This window comes from Pontibacter cellulosilyticus (assembly GCF_014306105.1).
GTDB classification, from domain to species: domain Bacteria; phylum Bacteroidota; class Bacteroidia; order Cytophagales; family Hymenobacteraceae; genus Pontibacter; species Pontibacter cellulosilyticus.
The window spans coordinates 659311-672690 of sequence record NZ_JACRVF010000001.1; the positions used below are offsets into that span (position 1 = coordinate 659311).

13 protein-coding genes are annotated in these 13380 nt (G+C 43.6%); 9 read left to right on the plus strand and 4 right to left on the minus strand.

All coding sequences use genetic code 11. From position 1 onward, the window contains the following. Positions 1–385 precede the first annotated feature (385 nt). Together H8S84_RS02870 and H8S84_RS02875 are read right to left on the minus strand one after the other, a co-directional pair. Positions 386–916 (minus strand): dihydrofolate reductase family protein, encoded by a 531-nt coding sequence (locus H8S84_RS02870; RefSeq protein ID WP_187065759.1) that lies wholly within the window; start codon positions 914–916, stop codon positions 386–388. Positions 917–979: 63 nt separating this feature from the next. Next, positions 980–1759: a helix-turn-helix domain-containing protein gene (locus H8S84_RS02875; protein WP_187065760.1), complete on the minus strand. Its 780-nt coding sequence runs from the start codon at positions 1757–1759 to the stop codon at positions 980–982. Between the two features lie 421 nt (positions 1760–2180). Here H8S84_RS02875 and nhaA point away from each other — a divergent pair, with 421 nt between their 5' ends. After that, positions 2181–3512 (plus strand): Na+/H+ antiporter NhaA, encoded by a 1332-nt coding sequence (nhaA, locus tag H8S84_RS02880; RefSeq protein WP_187065761.1) that lies wholly within the window; start codon positions 2181–2183, stop codon positions 3510–3512. Positions 3513–3621: 109 nt separating this feature from the next. Here nhaA and H8S84_RS02885 read toward each other — a convergent pair whose 3' ends face one another. Further along, positions 3622–4539: a universal stress protein gene (locus H8S84_RS02885; protein WP_187065762.1), complete on the minus strand. Its 918-nt coding sequence runs from the start codon at positions 4537–4539 to the stop codon at positions 3622–3624. Between the two features lie 167 nt (positions 4540–4706). On the opposite strand from H8S84_RS02885, the gene mbhE reads away from it, so the two are divergent. From mbhE to mnhG, 7 genes are all read left to right on the plus strand, one after another. After that, positions 4707–6995: a hydrogen gas-evolving membrane-bound hydrogenase subunit E gene (mbhE, locus tag H8S84_RS02890; protein ID WP_230407023.1), complete on the plus strand. Its 2289-nt coding sequence runs from the start codon at positions 4707–4709 to the stop codon at positions 6993–6995. Further along, the gene (locus H8S84_RS02895) at positions 6992–7534 is read left to right on the plus strand and encodes an MnhB domain-containing protein (RefSeq protein ID WP_187065764.1); all 543 of its coding nucleotides are present in this window, start codon (positions 6992–6994) and stop codon (positions 7532–7534) included. Before mbhE ends, H8S84_RS02895 begins: the two co-directional genes overlap by 4 nt. Positions 7535–7538: 4 nt before the next feature. After that, on the plus strand, positions 7539–7889 hold the full coding sequence (locus H8S84_RS02900; protein WP_187065765.1) for an NADH-quinone oxidoreductase subunit K: 351 nt from the start codon (positions 7539–7541) through the stop codon (positions 7887–7889). An 80-nt stretch (positions 7890–7969) separates the two neighbouring features. Next, entirely contained in the window at positions 7970–9409 is a 1440-nt protein-coding gene (locus H8S84_RS02905; RefSeq protein WP_230407024.1) for a proton-conducting transporter transmembrane domain-containing protein, read from the plus strand. Between the two features lie 3 nt (positions 9410–9412). After that, the gene (locus tag H8S84_RS02910; RefSeq protein ID WP_187065767.1) at positions 9413–9910 is read left to right on the plus strand and encodes a Na+/H+ antiporter subunit E; all 498 of its coding nucleotides are present in this window, start codon (positions 9413–9415) and stop codon (positions 9908–9910) included. Further along, positions 9907–10176 carry a monovalent cation/H+ antiporter complex subunit F gene (locus tag H8S84_RS02915; RefSeq protein WP_187065768.1) on the plus strand — a complete coding sequence of 90 codons (270 nt, stop codon included), beginning with the start codon at positions 9907–9909 and terminating at the stop codon, positions 10174–10176. Before H8S84_RS02910 ends, H8S84_RS02915 begins: the two co-directional genes overlap by 4 nt. A gap of 1 nt (position 10177) precedes the next feature. Then, positions 10178–10618 (plus strand): monovalent cation/H(+) antiporter subunit G, encoded by a 441-nt coding sequence (gene mnhG / locus H8S84_RS02920; protein ID WP_187065769.1) that lies wholly within the window; start codon positions 10178–10180, stop codon positions 10616–10618. On the opposite strand, the gene H8S84_RS02925 is transcribed toward mnhG, so the two are convergent. Further along, positions 10596–11408, minus strand: coding sequence for a metallophosphoesterase (locus tag H8S84_RS02925; RefSeq protein ID WP_187065770.1), 813 nt, complete (start codon positions 11406–11408; stop codon positions 10596–10598). The genes mnhG and H8S84_RS02925 overlap by 23 nt on opposite strands. A 186-nt stretch (positions 11409–11594) precedes the next feature. Here H8S84_RS02925 and H8S84_RS02930 point away from each other — a divergent pair, with 186 nt between their 5' ends. After that, positions 11595–13373 (plus strand): chloride channel protein, encoded by a 1779-nt coding sequence (locus tag H8S84_RS02930; protein WP_187065771.1) that lies wholly within the window; start codon positions 11595–11597, stop codon positions 13371–13373. Positions 13374–13380: the final 7 nt, after the last annotated feature.

Below are 13380 nucleotides of genomic sequence, written 5' to 3' on the forward strand. Positions count from 1 at the left end.
ACAAGCGTTGTTGTGTATTGTAGACTACAAAAAAGGTAAATGAAAGCGCTACGCCACCCCCTAGTACTATCATTATATCTTTCAAAGTGCATTCTTTAAGTTTTATGATGGTGTATACCTTTCCGTAAAGGTAAAACGGAAGCCAAAAAGAGTAAATGCTGGAGATATAAAGTAAAGCCTTTGAATCTACTAGGTCTATTAAAAGTAATAACACGCCTTGAAGTTTATTTTATTTTGATTGCTTGTCTACGAAAAAGGCTATACACGGGGTGGGGATTGATGTGCAGTTCTGTATCAATCCGTAAATTGTTTCCAGAAACAACTTTCAGCTTGAACTACAAACTAAACCCCACTCGTGTATAGCTAATGTTGTGGCTATGTACTTTTATTTATCTTTCATTTTATAGTGCATTTGAACAAGCCCACTGTCATAATTTTTTGTCGACGCTAATTCAAGTTCTTGTTCAGGTCTACCATCCTGAAAAAGTCTCGTTCCGTCACCAACTAAAATAGGAACTACAGATAGAATCATTTCGTCAAACAGTTTATCAGCTAGAAGTTGATTGACGATTTCTGAGCCACCATCACAAAAAATGTTTTTCCCTTTTTTAGCTTTCAATTCTTTTACTAAAGTTTTTAGGTCACCATTGTAGAAAGTCAGATTGCCTTGTTTTGGTCGTTCCTGTCTTGTAATGATATACGATTCTTTATCCGAGTGAGGGAAATCATATCCTTGTCCAACCACCCAATCGTAAGTCTTACGACCTACAATTACTGTATCTACTGTTGCCACAAAATTATTGTAACCATAATCCTCTCCTTCTTTTTGAACAATACTTAAAAAGCTTAGGTCATCCTTAGGTTTTGCAATGTAGCCATCTAAAGAGCATGAGATGTAAAGAATTAGTTTTCGCATATTTTTAAGATTTTTTCGCAAAAATCCTTCTTTAAAATCATAAAGTATAGGACAAAACTTACCTTAGTCATTCTGCATTAATCGATACTGATTGGGAGTCATTTGCATGAAGCCTTTAAAAACCCGATTAAAATGGGACTGATCATAAAAACCGCTATCCAAAGCTATTTGACTTAATGTAAGATAAGGATCCTGTAATTTTTTAAGAGAGTATTCAATGGCTCGAAACTGAAGATACTTCAAGGGGTTTATGCCAATATGGGCTTTAAAAATCTCAATGAATGTTTTTTGAGAAATATGTGAAAAGGCAACCAAATCCTCAATTTTCATTACATTTTTATCAAAAGCATTTATGGCACTATATATTTTGGTAAAAGTTGGGTTTATTTCCTTGAAAGAAATTTTATTCTTCACAAATGAATACAGTATCTTGGACTTGTCCTCCATACTTGATATTTTGAGGTCTTTTTCTAGGTGAACAAGTTGCTTTTTTAATTCTGAAATAATCGTTTGTTGGCTCAGATGATAAGTGCTTTTTCCGTCTATAGCATTAATGTATAAAAAAGCCCATGGTTTTAAGATTATGCCACTTGTAGAATGGTAACCCTTAGCATTAACAGGAATAGCATATAATTGATTTTTGGAAATTGAAGAAAGTTCAGTTGTTCCTTTTTCAATTGAGTAGTTTGCAAACGAAAAGTAGTCACCAAATGAAAAGAAAATTTCAGAGTTAATACTTGGGCTTGATAATCCATGATAATTAAATTCTTCAGCTTCATTACTGTAAATTAACTCAACATAATCAGCTAAAGATTCTTTAGGTTTTATTACTACGCTATCCATAGGTTTTCTTGTATTAGCTAGCGGCTATGCGTAAACATACGGTTATTGACACTATGTGCGTAATTATTTTGTCCCATCTCACCTTATTTAATGGATGTTGGGCTATGATTGCGAATTCTCCAACAATATTCTACAAATACAATATATAGAAATTTAAGATGACCTCATCTCTTCCCTTTACGATTTTAAAGAATTTATAAAAACCCACCTCACCACCTTCATTAGTCAATATAAATTACTACTCATTTTTGTGCTGTTGTTACACAAAGCGGATTCTGTTACCATAATAACAATCACAACTATGCAGAATAAAGTATACATAGCCAGAATGAAGGCTATTACACGAGCGTTTAAAATAACCCTTGTTATACCTTTCTCGTCCATAACAGGATAATTCCATCATATAGCTATACACTGTTACATGCCAAAAATATCATTGTACCGCCGGATTATTTACCCGCTACAGGAGTTTCTGCGTGCCGAGGCATTCAGCGGAATGCTGCTTATGTTTATTACACTGGCTGCACTTGCCTGGGCAAATTCGCCATGGGCCGAAAGTTACATAGATACTTGGAATACTGTATTAACCTTAAAACTCGGAGCGTTTGGTATATCTAAGGCGGCTATACTCTGGATCAATGATGGCTTGATGGCGATTTTCTTTTTTGTGGTCGGTCTGGAGATCAAGCGCGAAACCATGGTAGGCGAATTATCTAGTTTTAGAAGTGCGGCGTTTCCTGTGATGGCTGCTATTGGTGGTATGGTCGTGCCTGCGGGTATTTTCGTATGGCTGAATCAGGGGCTACCCAGCTTTGACGGATGGGGAGTACCTATGGCGACCGACATAGCATTTGCGATTGGAATACTTTCTCTGCTCGGAAACAGAGTACCGCTCTCGCTCAAGCTATTTTTGGTAGCTTATGCTATTGTAGATGATATTGGCGCTGTGCTAGTGATAGCATTGTTTTATACTTCAGAGTTGAGCCTTTTAAGTCTTTGGATTGGTTTTCTGGTGTTTGGTGTGCTGCTCATACTAAATGCATTACGGGTCCGGAACATTCTAATCTATACGCTATTCGGGGTTGTGATGTGGGTGGCATTTTTAAAATCAGGGGTGCATGCCACAGTAGCCGGAATATTACTTGCTATTACCATACCAGGGCGTTCTAAGATATCTGAAGGAGACTTTATTTCGAGCACCGACACTATTTTAGGTGAATTACATGCACGCCATGTATCTCAATTACCAGCCGCCGACAATTATGAAGAAGATGATTTTCAGGCAGCTGTACGCACTATTGAGAGTAACTGCGAAGAGGTGGGCTCTCCGATGCATAGGCTAGAGCATGCGCTGCACCCATGGGTCGCTTACGCTATCATGCCCGTTTTTGCACTCGCAAATGCAGGAATTCTGATCAACTCCGAACTAACAGATGGATTTTCGAACCCGCTTACCTGGGGCATTATACTTGGATTGGTGGTGGGAAAACCACTCGGCATTGTGCTCTTTGCAGCGCTTGCCTCAGTAACCCGCATCGCACGCAAGCCGGCAGCATACACCTGGTTACAATTGATAGGGGTAGCATTTGTAGGTGGCATAGGCTTTACAATGGCAATTTTTATAGCAAACCTTGCTTTTGCAGGCTCTACTCTCCTGCCACAGGCAAAGCTGGCTATTCTTTGCGCTTCGTTAATTGCCGGCCTTGTAGGCTACCTTTTCCTGCGCTTCTCCGGCCAAAAGGAAGATGCTTAAAAAGCATGCACATCAGCACAGGATAAGGTGCCTTAATAAAGATGTAAAGGCTAATCAGTAATTCAGATTAAGTATAACCGCTGCATTGCACACATTACAGAATAAGCAGCTATGAAAGCAAAGCGTCTAAAAAGCCGACTTCCTCTTTCTCTTTTTTAAACACTAGCAACGGTATGTCCATGTCATGGCGAAGTATTTTTTCTGTCACGCTTCCTAATACAAAATGTGCAGCAGCTGTAAGTCCTTTGGCTCCAATTACCAGCATGTCGGCACGTACGCGCTTGGCCTCCATTACTACCAGTGCGCCAATATCGTCGTCATGTCCTTGTCTCACCATAATAAATTGTGCCCGATCTTTAAGCTCCGGGAATTTGCTTAGCAGCCTGTCATACTTTTCTTGTGCAAACCCCCGCATACGCTCCTCAAATGCCTCATAAGTCATGCCAAGAGTGCGATAGCCAGTAGGAACCTCGTATACATGCAGGCAATACACTTTAACGTTAGGCCTGTTTAATGCTGAATGTAGCACCCTGTTTAAAGCCATCTCGCTGTATTCCGAAAAGTCAATGCTAACGAGTATATGATTAAGGTGAGGCTCAGCAGTTTCAGATACAAATAATACTCCTGTCTTACCTAGTCGCAACAATTTTTGAGCAAGTACGCCGCTCCCGCGTAACCTTAGTTTTCTGCCTACCAGCATCAAATCTATCTGCTTTATTTTAGACCAGTGCAGCAAACCCTTTAGCGGAATCCCCTCCTCTACCAGCACTTCCGTTTCTGTGTTGATGCCCGAAAAGGCTGTGTTAACACGGGTAGCAATCTGCTGTCGAAGATTTTCATCTGGAGGCAACTGCTGGTGTTCCAGGTCATTTAATAGTTCCTGTGGGATATCGAGGCTCTTAACGATGTGGATGAAGTATACTTTGTCGATTTGTAGTTCTGCGCTCAAAAAAGCAGCATACCTTATCAGTGTGTCATCCATGGGAGTTAGGTCGAGGCCTACCATTATTCGTTTCAGCGTAGTCATGGTATTGTGGGTTGTAGTGTTAAGTATAAGAGCTAAGTAACTGAACAGCAGTTTTTGCAACTAATTGCCCGTATAGGTGTACTACTGTCTAACTACATACGGAACATAACAAAAACATGTAAAAAAATAGAGGTTTTATGCTGTTGGTATTAACCATTTGCCTTATTATGGCCTTTACAGCACCTTGGTTGTTCAAGATGCTAGGCCGGTATGTGGTTATACCATTCACATTGTTGCCATTTTCCATATTCAGCTACCTATGCACCTTTTTACCAGCTGTACTATCAGGAAAAGTAGTGCGCTTCTCTTACGGCTGGATACCCTCTTTAGGCATTGATATGCATTTTATGCTGGATGGGTTAAGCCTGTTCTTTGCTTTACTGGTTACTTTTTTTGGTGGGCTGGTGATGCTATACGCCTCAGGATATCTTAATGGCCATGTACTGTTAGGGCGCTTTTATCTCTACTTAACTTTGTTTATGGCTGCCATGCTTGGCTTGGTAACCTCCGACAGTATTTTCGGCCTCTTTCTGTTCTGGGAGCTTACCAGTATAAGCTCTTACCTCTTAATTGGATTTAACAACGAAGAGGAACGCGTAAGAAAATCTGCCTGGCAGGCCCTTATGGTAACCGGAATGGGAGGTTTGGCTCTGATGGCGGCATTCATACTGCTCTCGCTTATTTCCGGAAGCTATACTTTTAGCGACTTGCTAAGTATGGAAACAGACATTACGGAGCATTTTCTTTTTTTACCGGTGCTGCTGTTGCTGTTAGTGGGTTGCTTTACAAAGTCGGCACAATTTCCGTTTCATTTCTGGCTTCCTAACGCCATGGCAGCTCCAACACCGGTAAGCGCTTACCTGCACTCCGCCACAATGGTAAAAGCTGGAGTATATCTGCTGGCACGAATGGCTCCTGTAATGGCTGGGTCCGAAGTATGGCAGTATACGCTGGTGCTGGTTGGCGGCGCTACAGCCCTTTTAGGTGCATTTTTAGCGCTGCAGCACACAGACATGAAAGCCATCCTGGCTTATACTACGATCAGTGCGCTTGGGCAAATGGTAACTATGATCGGGATTGGCACTACCGTAGCTTTAAAGGCCATGATGGTTTTTTTGCTGGCGCACGCACTCTACAAAGGCACCATGTTTTTGGCTGCCGGCGCAATAGATCATTGTACCGGCACACGCGATGTAAACAAGCTGCGCGGGCTTGCACGCTACATGCCTGTTACCGCACTAGCCACCACATTGGCTGCTTTATCTATGGCCGGACTTATGCCATTTTTCGGTTTTATTGGTAAAGAGCTTTTATACGAGGCAGCCCTTAATAGCAGGTTTTTTGTGTGGCTTGTTTTTGGGCTCACGTTCCTGACAGGTATAGGCTATGTAACAGTGGCCGTTACACTCAGCTATGGCATCTTCTGGAATATGCCCCGACGCGCAACAAAATTAGTGCATCCCCCCGGGTTCAGCTTATATGCGCCAGCCTTCATACTGGGTCTATTAGGTGCAGCTTTTGGACTTATACCCAGGCAAATTGTCACTCCTATACTGGAACGCGCTGTACAAAGCATTTCTGGAAACGAACTGGTACAGCTAAAACTATCGCTATGGCATGGCCTTACAAAAGAGTTAGGGCTAAGCGTACTTACCATTCTGATGGGGCTGCTGCTTTACCGCTATTTAAAAGTAGTACAACAAAAGAGCAGCATCTTAAACCCACTGTACAAATTTGGCCCGAATAATATTTATCATAAAGCCTTCAGCGGTTTCCTTTTAGCTGCCAAAGCGTTTATTACGGCAATCCAAAACGGTAACCTCAGGCGCTACATTATCTACATAATCCTGTTTTTTTCGTCGATGATGTTCTATGTGATTTGGAGAGATGCTCCACACATTGATTTTTCTTCCAGAGCACAGCTATTGCAGCAATTGCCTTTCCATGATGTAGTGATATTTACATTGGTAGTTGCGGCACTGCTTTTTCTGTTGGGCACGCGATCCAGGCTTACATCTATTGTGGTGATGGGCCTGGTCGGGTATTCGGCAGCCCTCATCTACATTATGTTCGGAGCACCCGACGTAGCTGCCACCCAATTTCTTATAGAGACGCTGACAGTAGTGATATTTGTGTTGCTGCTGCACAAATTACCTGCCTTTATTTACCTGTCGCATCAGTTTAACAAGTATAAATACATAGCTATCTCAATACTTTTCGGGGCAGTAATGACCTATACCATGCTGGTAGTGCAGGACCATACGGTAGAGTCTGAACTGAAAGACTATTTTGGAAAAACAAGTGTACTGCAGGCACACGGCCGCAATATAGTTAATGTCATACTGGTAGATTTTAGGGCACTTGATACGTTGGGCGAGATAACGGTATTGGCCGTAGCAGCCCTGGGAATATACGCCTTGTTGCGCATGCAGCCAGAGAAAGGAGACAAACCATGAGAACCCTGATTTTTGCAACAGCCATACGCATACTAACTCCCTTGTTTCTGGTCTTCTCCCTGTATATTCTGCTTCGCGGGCACAACCATCCCGGCGGCGGTTTTATTGGTGGCCTTATGGGCTCGATTGCCTTTGTGTTTCACACACTGGCACACGGCACAAAACAAACAGCAAAATCTTATTTCAGCCTCACGTTTTACAAGTACGACAGAAAACCCCACCACAACAACTTGAGCCATGCCCTTCGCCTGCTCCGAAAAAACATCGTCCGCAACAAGAAAGAGAAACCGATTTTTATCTGGAACTACTATTTGCTGCGCCTAAGGCCCACTTACCTGATGGCCATCGGGTTAGCGGTAGCTGTAGGCAGCGGTCTTGTTGGTTTGGTGATGGGCAAGCCTTTTATGGCAGCGTACTGGCTAAAGGTTAAGATACCTTTAGTTGGTTCAGTGGGCACCCCCCTGTTATTCGACACGGGTGTGTACCTGCTCGTGTTGGGCATGGTGCTTAAAATGGTTTTCACAATGTCTAAAGATTAAAACAATGGAAATATTACTCCCATTCTTAACCGGTACCTTATTCTCCGTTAGCATCTATTTTATTTTGCACCGCCACCTGTTCAAACTTATACTTGGGCTTATACTTTTTGGCCTGTCTACAAACCTGTTCCTGTTTGTAGTAGGTGGAATGAAAAGGGGTAGCATCGCTATTATTGAACAGGGCAGCAATTTACCTGCCGAGCCTTATGCAGACCCCGTTCCGCAGGCGCTGTTACTTACGGCCATTGTAATCGGGTTCGGCATTCAGGCATTTTCCATTGTGTTGATCAGGCGGGTGTACCAAACCTTTAAATCAAATAACATGGATAACCTGAACAACAACGAAAAAATCTGATTCTAACCGCTATGCCAGCCAATATTCTGCTTATTATACCCTTGTTATTACCTCTTTTAGGGGCCATAACCTGTGTGTTTATGTGGCGGGATATTAAATGGCAGACTGTAGTGGTATCGTGTGTACAATTGATTTTTGTAGGTATATCAGGTATTATGCTGCAGCAAGTGCTGATGCAGGGTATGCAGGTAACGCAGATTGGCGGCTGGCCTGCTCCTTATGGTATTACGTTAGTGGCGGATGTTTTAAGTGCACTGATGCTCCTGACTACAAGCATAGCCGGACTTGCCGTATTTATGTTCTCGCATGTAGCCTTAGATAAATCGCGCAAGAAATTTGGTTTTTTTCCGCTGTTCCTATTGCTGCAGATGGGCGTGAGCGGCGTTTGCCTGACAGGTGACATCTTTAACCTCTATGTATGGTTTGAGGTGCTCCTTATCTGCAGCTTTGCTTTGATCGCCTTGGGTAGCAAGAAGTCTCAGCTGGAGGGTGCTTTAAAGTATGTAACAATTAACTTTATTGCATCGGGTTTGCTGCTTACAGGTGTTGGGGTGGTATATGCATTGTATGGTGCGCTTAACCTGGCCGAATTGGCCTTACTGGTAAGGTCGGAGCACGTAAACGCGGAGCTGCTCGCATTGCCAGGCATCTTTTTCCTGACCGGGTTTGGTATTAAGGCTGCTATATTCCCTCTGTTTTTCTGGTTACCGGCTTCTTATCATACGCCACCCATTGCTGTCTCTGCGTTTGTTGCCGGTATCGTATCCAAAATAGGTATTTATACTTTGCTGCGTTTATACAGTCTCATTTTTTCAGTGGAGGGAGATTATGCGCAGCCTCTTCTGCTGCTGCTTTCTGGCCTAACCATGGTAGTAGGTGTAGTAGGCGCCGCTGCACAGGTAGACTTCAGAAAAATACTCTCCTTTCATATTATTAGCCAGATCGGGTACATGCTGATGGGCATAGCCATTTATACTCCGCTGGCCGTTGCCGGAAGCATCTTTTTTGTGATACACAACATGCTTGTCAAAACAAATCTTTTCCTGGTTAGTGGCGTGGTGGCACGAAGGCACCGTTCTTTCTCCTTAACAAGGCTTGGTGGAGTATATTTAAAGCATCCTACTCTCTCCTTCTTGTTTCTCATCTCTGCACTCTCACTGGCTGGTTTGCCACCCTTATCTGGCTTTTGGGGTAAGCTGATGCTGGCAAAGGGCGGCTTTCAGGCAGGTAATTACATTTTGGTTGCCACATCGCTGTGTGTAAGCCTGGTAACGCTGCTCTCCATGACGAAGATTTGGAATGAGGTGTTCTGGAAACCCAGGCCAAAGCGGCTAAAGCAATCAACACACGAAACAATGGGTACCTATACCTTATACTTCCCGGTTTTCTTTTTGCTGGTGTTTATACTTATACTTGGTGTTTTTGCTGACCCTGTAATACAGGTATGTAAAATTGCAGCACAAGAAGTCTTCCACAGCGAAATATACATTAATGCCGTACTAAAAGATAAACGGCCGTAGCTTATGCGTACATTTTATCTGCATTCTGCCATTGCATTTATAGCTGCTTACCTGATCACGCACCAGGATCCTCCCCCATTGCCTTACAATGCGTTTACTGCAGCTTTTGTGTTCCTAGCCATTTTCTGGACCCTATGGTTAACCAGCTGGTTTTACAACAGAGCGTACTTGCGTAAAATGCCAAAAGCGATAAGCTTCGCAGCCTTTTTTTTAAAAGAACTGCTAATAGCCAATGTTAAAATTGCCTACGATATCATTACGCCCCGCTACCACATGCAGCCCACGGTCATCGCACTGCCGCTGACGGTAAAAACAGAATTCGAGATTACGCTTTTAGCCTGTATGATCACCCTTACGCCCGGAACACTCAGCATTGATGTAAGCGATAACCGCAAAGTATTGTATGTACATTCACTCTATATAAAGCATAACAATACCGAAGCCCTGAAAAAATACATAAAAGACGGGTTTGAGCGACGCTTGTTAGAACTTACCACATGAGTCTGTTCCAGCTAACCCTTACCATTGCAATGGCCACTTTAAGCCTATGCTTGCTGCTTACCGCCATACGGTTTGCCATCGGTCCAACGCTGCCTGACCGCATCACAGCATTTGACCTGATTGTGGCAAACGTAATAGGGATAATAGCTATTTATACTGAATTTACTGGAAACGAAGACTTTATAGACGTGGCAATTATACTTTCGGTATTTGGTTTTCTGGGCTCGGTTACTTTCGCATTTTACATCATGAAAATAAACAAATAACATGCTCGAAAACCTGAACCTGGAAGTTGTAAAAGAGATTGTAAGCTGTGTGCTGATATTGATGGGTGTATGCTTTATGTTTATTGCCACGATTGGATTGCTCCGCTTCCCGGATTTTTACATTCGCATGTCAGCTATCACTAAAGGGGCTACGCTTGGAGTTGGCCTGATTCTGCTTGGCCTTGGAATTTACTTTAACCAACCAGACATCATGCTGAAGGTATTGGCTATTATTATATTTACTTTTATCACAGCTCCCGTTGCAGCACACGTTATCGGAAGAACCGCCGTTAGAAATCACTCACCGTTCTGGCCTAAAACCAACCTACAGGAATTTGAAGAATATATGTTGAAAGACCACCTGGAGAAAATGAAGAACCATGACCGGTATGCAGAGGAACACCACGAAGTGCCAAAGCCTAGTGATGGTGGTGGTACCTGATAAAGGGCCTCACAGATTTGGCATAGGTATCAAAGGAATCTACGGAATGGAGTACATGATCCGGATAGGTCAGTGCCGTTAATCTGCCCCCAAACACACACCCAGTATCGATGTTGATGGTGTTATTGCGCCACAGCGGTTCATGCACCGGCGTATGACCATATACTACAATGGCCTTCCCGCAATACTCTGCTGCCCAGTCCAGGCGGATGGGCAGACCGTGCTCGTCTGTTTCGCCGGTTGTGGGCCCATAAAGGCAAAGGTCGCGTACTCCTTTTGAATTTATACCGTGTAGCTGTTCTTCCAGACCGGCATGGGCCACAACTAACCGCCCTTCATCCAGAATAATGTGATGTGGCAAATTCAAGAGAAACTTCTTCATGCGATCTTTAAAAGGCTTGCCATACCCTTTTAGCTGCGCCACAGTAAATTCGAGCCCGTGCCTTACGCGCACGTTTCTGCCAAGGAGCAGGCGCAACAGCTTATCGTCGTGGTTTCCGCTTACACAATAGGCCATGCCCGCATCAACCATATCCATTACCAAACGCACTACTTCCGGTGAGTTTGGTCCTCTGTCTACCAGATCACCAACAAATATGACCATGCTCTCATCTGGCCTGCTTATAAGGTACTTTTCGGAAGCATCATCAAACGTAACATTATACTTTAGCTGTTCCAGCAAAGCCACGAGTTCTCCAAAGCAGCCATGCACATCACCTATTATATGAAAAGGGCCATGCAGTTGATGCAACTCCAGAATGCTGTGCTCTATGGGTGCTAATTTTGGCATACGTTACGCTTTTGTTCTATACTTATAGTCTACTTAAACAGCCTCTCCTGGTTTTGGGTTGGGGCTTTTCGTGTTATTAAAATGTAAAAGGGCAGATGTTTCGCAATTAATGATTGGCCTTCGGAATGCTTATGCTAAATTTGCAGTCTAAACATCATTATATGATTTTCAGGCTAACCATCTGAAATGCCCTACATTAAAAAATTTAAAATTCCGCTTCTCTGGGTTCGACGCCATACTTCTGACCGAGAGTTTATGCTACTGTCGAGTGTACTTGTTGGTTTAACTGCAGGATTGGCTGCTGTTGTGCTTAAAACATTGGTACACTACATTCATTTACTGCTGGCCTACGGCAACCGGCTTCTCGACCAACCCTACTGGCTAGTTGTATTCCCGTTGATAGGCATCCTGCTCACTGTTTTTTTGGTAAGGGTGATGTTTAACGGAAAAATAGGACGAGGTACAGCTAACATACTCTTCAACATTTCCCAGAAATCTAGTATGGTGGAGCGGCACAAAATGTACTCTCATGTGCTTACGAGTGGCATAACGGCCGGGTTTGGTGGTTCTGCGGGTCTGGAGTCGCCTATTGTTGTTACCGGTTCTGCCATTGGCTCAAATTTTGGCCGCGACTATCATCTGAACTACCGCGACAGAACCTTGCTGCTGGCATCCGGTGCAGCCGCTGGCATAGCTGCCGTATTTAATGCACCCATTGCTGGCGTGCTGTTTGCCATCGAGGTGCTGCTCATTGATATTAGCATCTCAGCTTTTATTCCGCTAATTATTTCTGCTGTTGTAGGTGCACTTTGCTCCAAGCTTATACTTAATGAAGAGATCCTTTTTTACCAAGAGCAGCAGGAAATATTCGAGGCCGGTCACATACCGTTTTATGTTTTATTGGGTTTACTTGCAGGCATGATCTCGGTATACTACTCCCGTATGGCCATGCGCGTGGAGGAGCTATTTGAAGGGTATCAGGACAAAGTGTACCGCCGGGCCATTATTGGAGGTATATTGCTTGGTTTGCTGATCATGCTCTTCCCGCCGTTGTTTGGTGAAGGCTACGGAAGTATACGTCTGCTGGAAAGCAACCAGGCAGAGCTGCTGCTGAAAGATAGCTGGCTCGGGTTCTTTGGTACAAACGAGTGGCTTATACTTGGCTTTGTAGGTGCGCTGGCTTTGGTTAAAGTTTTTGCCACTACTATTACCATCGCATCGGGGGGTAACGGAGGTAACTTTGCTCCTTCTATGTTTGTGGGGGCCAGCACCGGCTTCTTTTTCGCAAGGCTAATAAACATGCTCCATATTAGCAACCTGCCGATAAACAGTTTCTCGATGGTGGGTATGGCCGGTATACTTAGCGGGGTGATGCATGCTCCGCTAACAGCTGTGTTCCTTATTGCAGAGATAACAGGTGGTTATACTTTGATGATACCCCTTATGATCGTGGCAGCCTCTTCTTTTGCACTGGTAAAATACTTTGAGCCATACTCACTGGATACAAAAAAGCTAGCTCAGAAAGGGCAACTGCTTACGCACAATAAAGACAGAACCATACTTCGAATTCTTCAAATCCGCCACCTGATCGAAAGAGATTTTCAGGAAGTTGCACCGGAGGCAACCTTAGGCGAACTCGTGCAGGTAATTGCCCACTCGCGCAGAAACCTTTTCCCGGTGGTAAATGCTAATCAGCAACTGGAGGGGGTTATACTTCTGGAGAACGTGCGCGAGATTATGTTCAAAGCTGACAAATACGACTCAGTTAAAGTAAAGGAGTTGATGCAAAGGCCACCAGCGGTAGTCCAGCACGATGACAGCATGGCCGATGTAATGAAAAAGTTTGATGAGTCTGGCGCCTGGAACCTACCCGTTTTAGAAGGCGACGAGTATCTTGGCTTTGTATCTAAGTCGAGTATTTTTACTAAGTACAGGAAACTACTTATCAAGACTACGAACGTGTAAGTTTTTC

Coding starts and splice junctions, on each gene's coding strand:
- H8S84_RS02870 (WP_187065759.1), bottom strand. CDS start 916: ATGCGAAAACTAATTCTTTACATCTCATGCTCTTTAGATGGCTACATT.
- H8S84_RS02915 (WP_187065768.1), top strand. CDS start 9,907: ATGAGTCTGTTCCAGCTAACCCTTACCATTGCAATGGCCACTTTAAGC.
- nhaA (WP_187065761.1), top strand. CDS start 2,181: ATGCCAAAAATATCATTGTACCGCCGGATTATTTACCCGCTACAGGAG.
- H8S84_RS02900 (WP_187065765.1), top strand. CDS start 7,539: ATGGAAATATTACTCCCATTCTTAACCGGTACCTTATTCTCCGTTAGC.
- H8S84_RS02930 (WP_187065771.1), top strand. CDS start 11,595: ATGCCCTACATTAAAAAATTTAAAATTCCGCTTCTCTGGGTTCGACGC.
- H8S84_RS02885 (WP_187065762.1), bottom strand. CDS start 4,539: ATGACTACGCTGAAACGAATAATGGTAGGCCTCGACCTAACTCCCATG.
- H8S84_RS02925 (WP_187065770.1), bottom strand. CDS start 11,408: ATGCCAAAATTAGCACCCATAGAGCACAGCATTCTGGAGTTGCATCAA.
- mbhE (WP_230407023.1), top strand. CDS start 4,707: ATGGCCTTTACAGCACCTTGGTTGTTCAAGATGCTAGGCCGGTATGTG.
- H8S84_RS02910 (WP_187065767.1), top strand. CDS start 9,413: ATGCGTACATTTTATCTGCATTCTGCCATTGCATTTATAGCTGCTTAC.
- H8S84_RS02875 (WP_187065760.1), bottom strand. CDS start 1,759: ATGGATAGCGTAGTAATAAAACCTAAAGAATCTTTAGCTGATTATGTT.
- mnhG (WP_187065769.1), top strand. CDS start 10,178: ATGCTCGAAAACCTGAACCTGGAAGTTGTAAAAGAGATTGTAAGCTGT.
- H8S84_RS02905 (WP_230407024.1), top strand. CDS start 7,970: ATGTGGCGGGATATTAAATGGCAGACTGTAGTGGTATCGTGTGTACAA.
- H8S84_RS02895 (WP_187065764.1), top strand. CDS start 6,992: ATGAGAACCCTGATTTTTGCAACAGCCATACGCATACTAACTCCCTTG.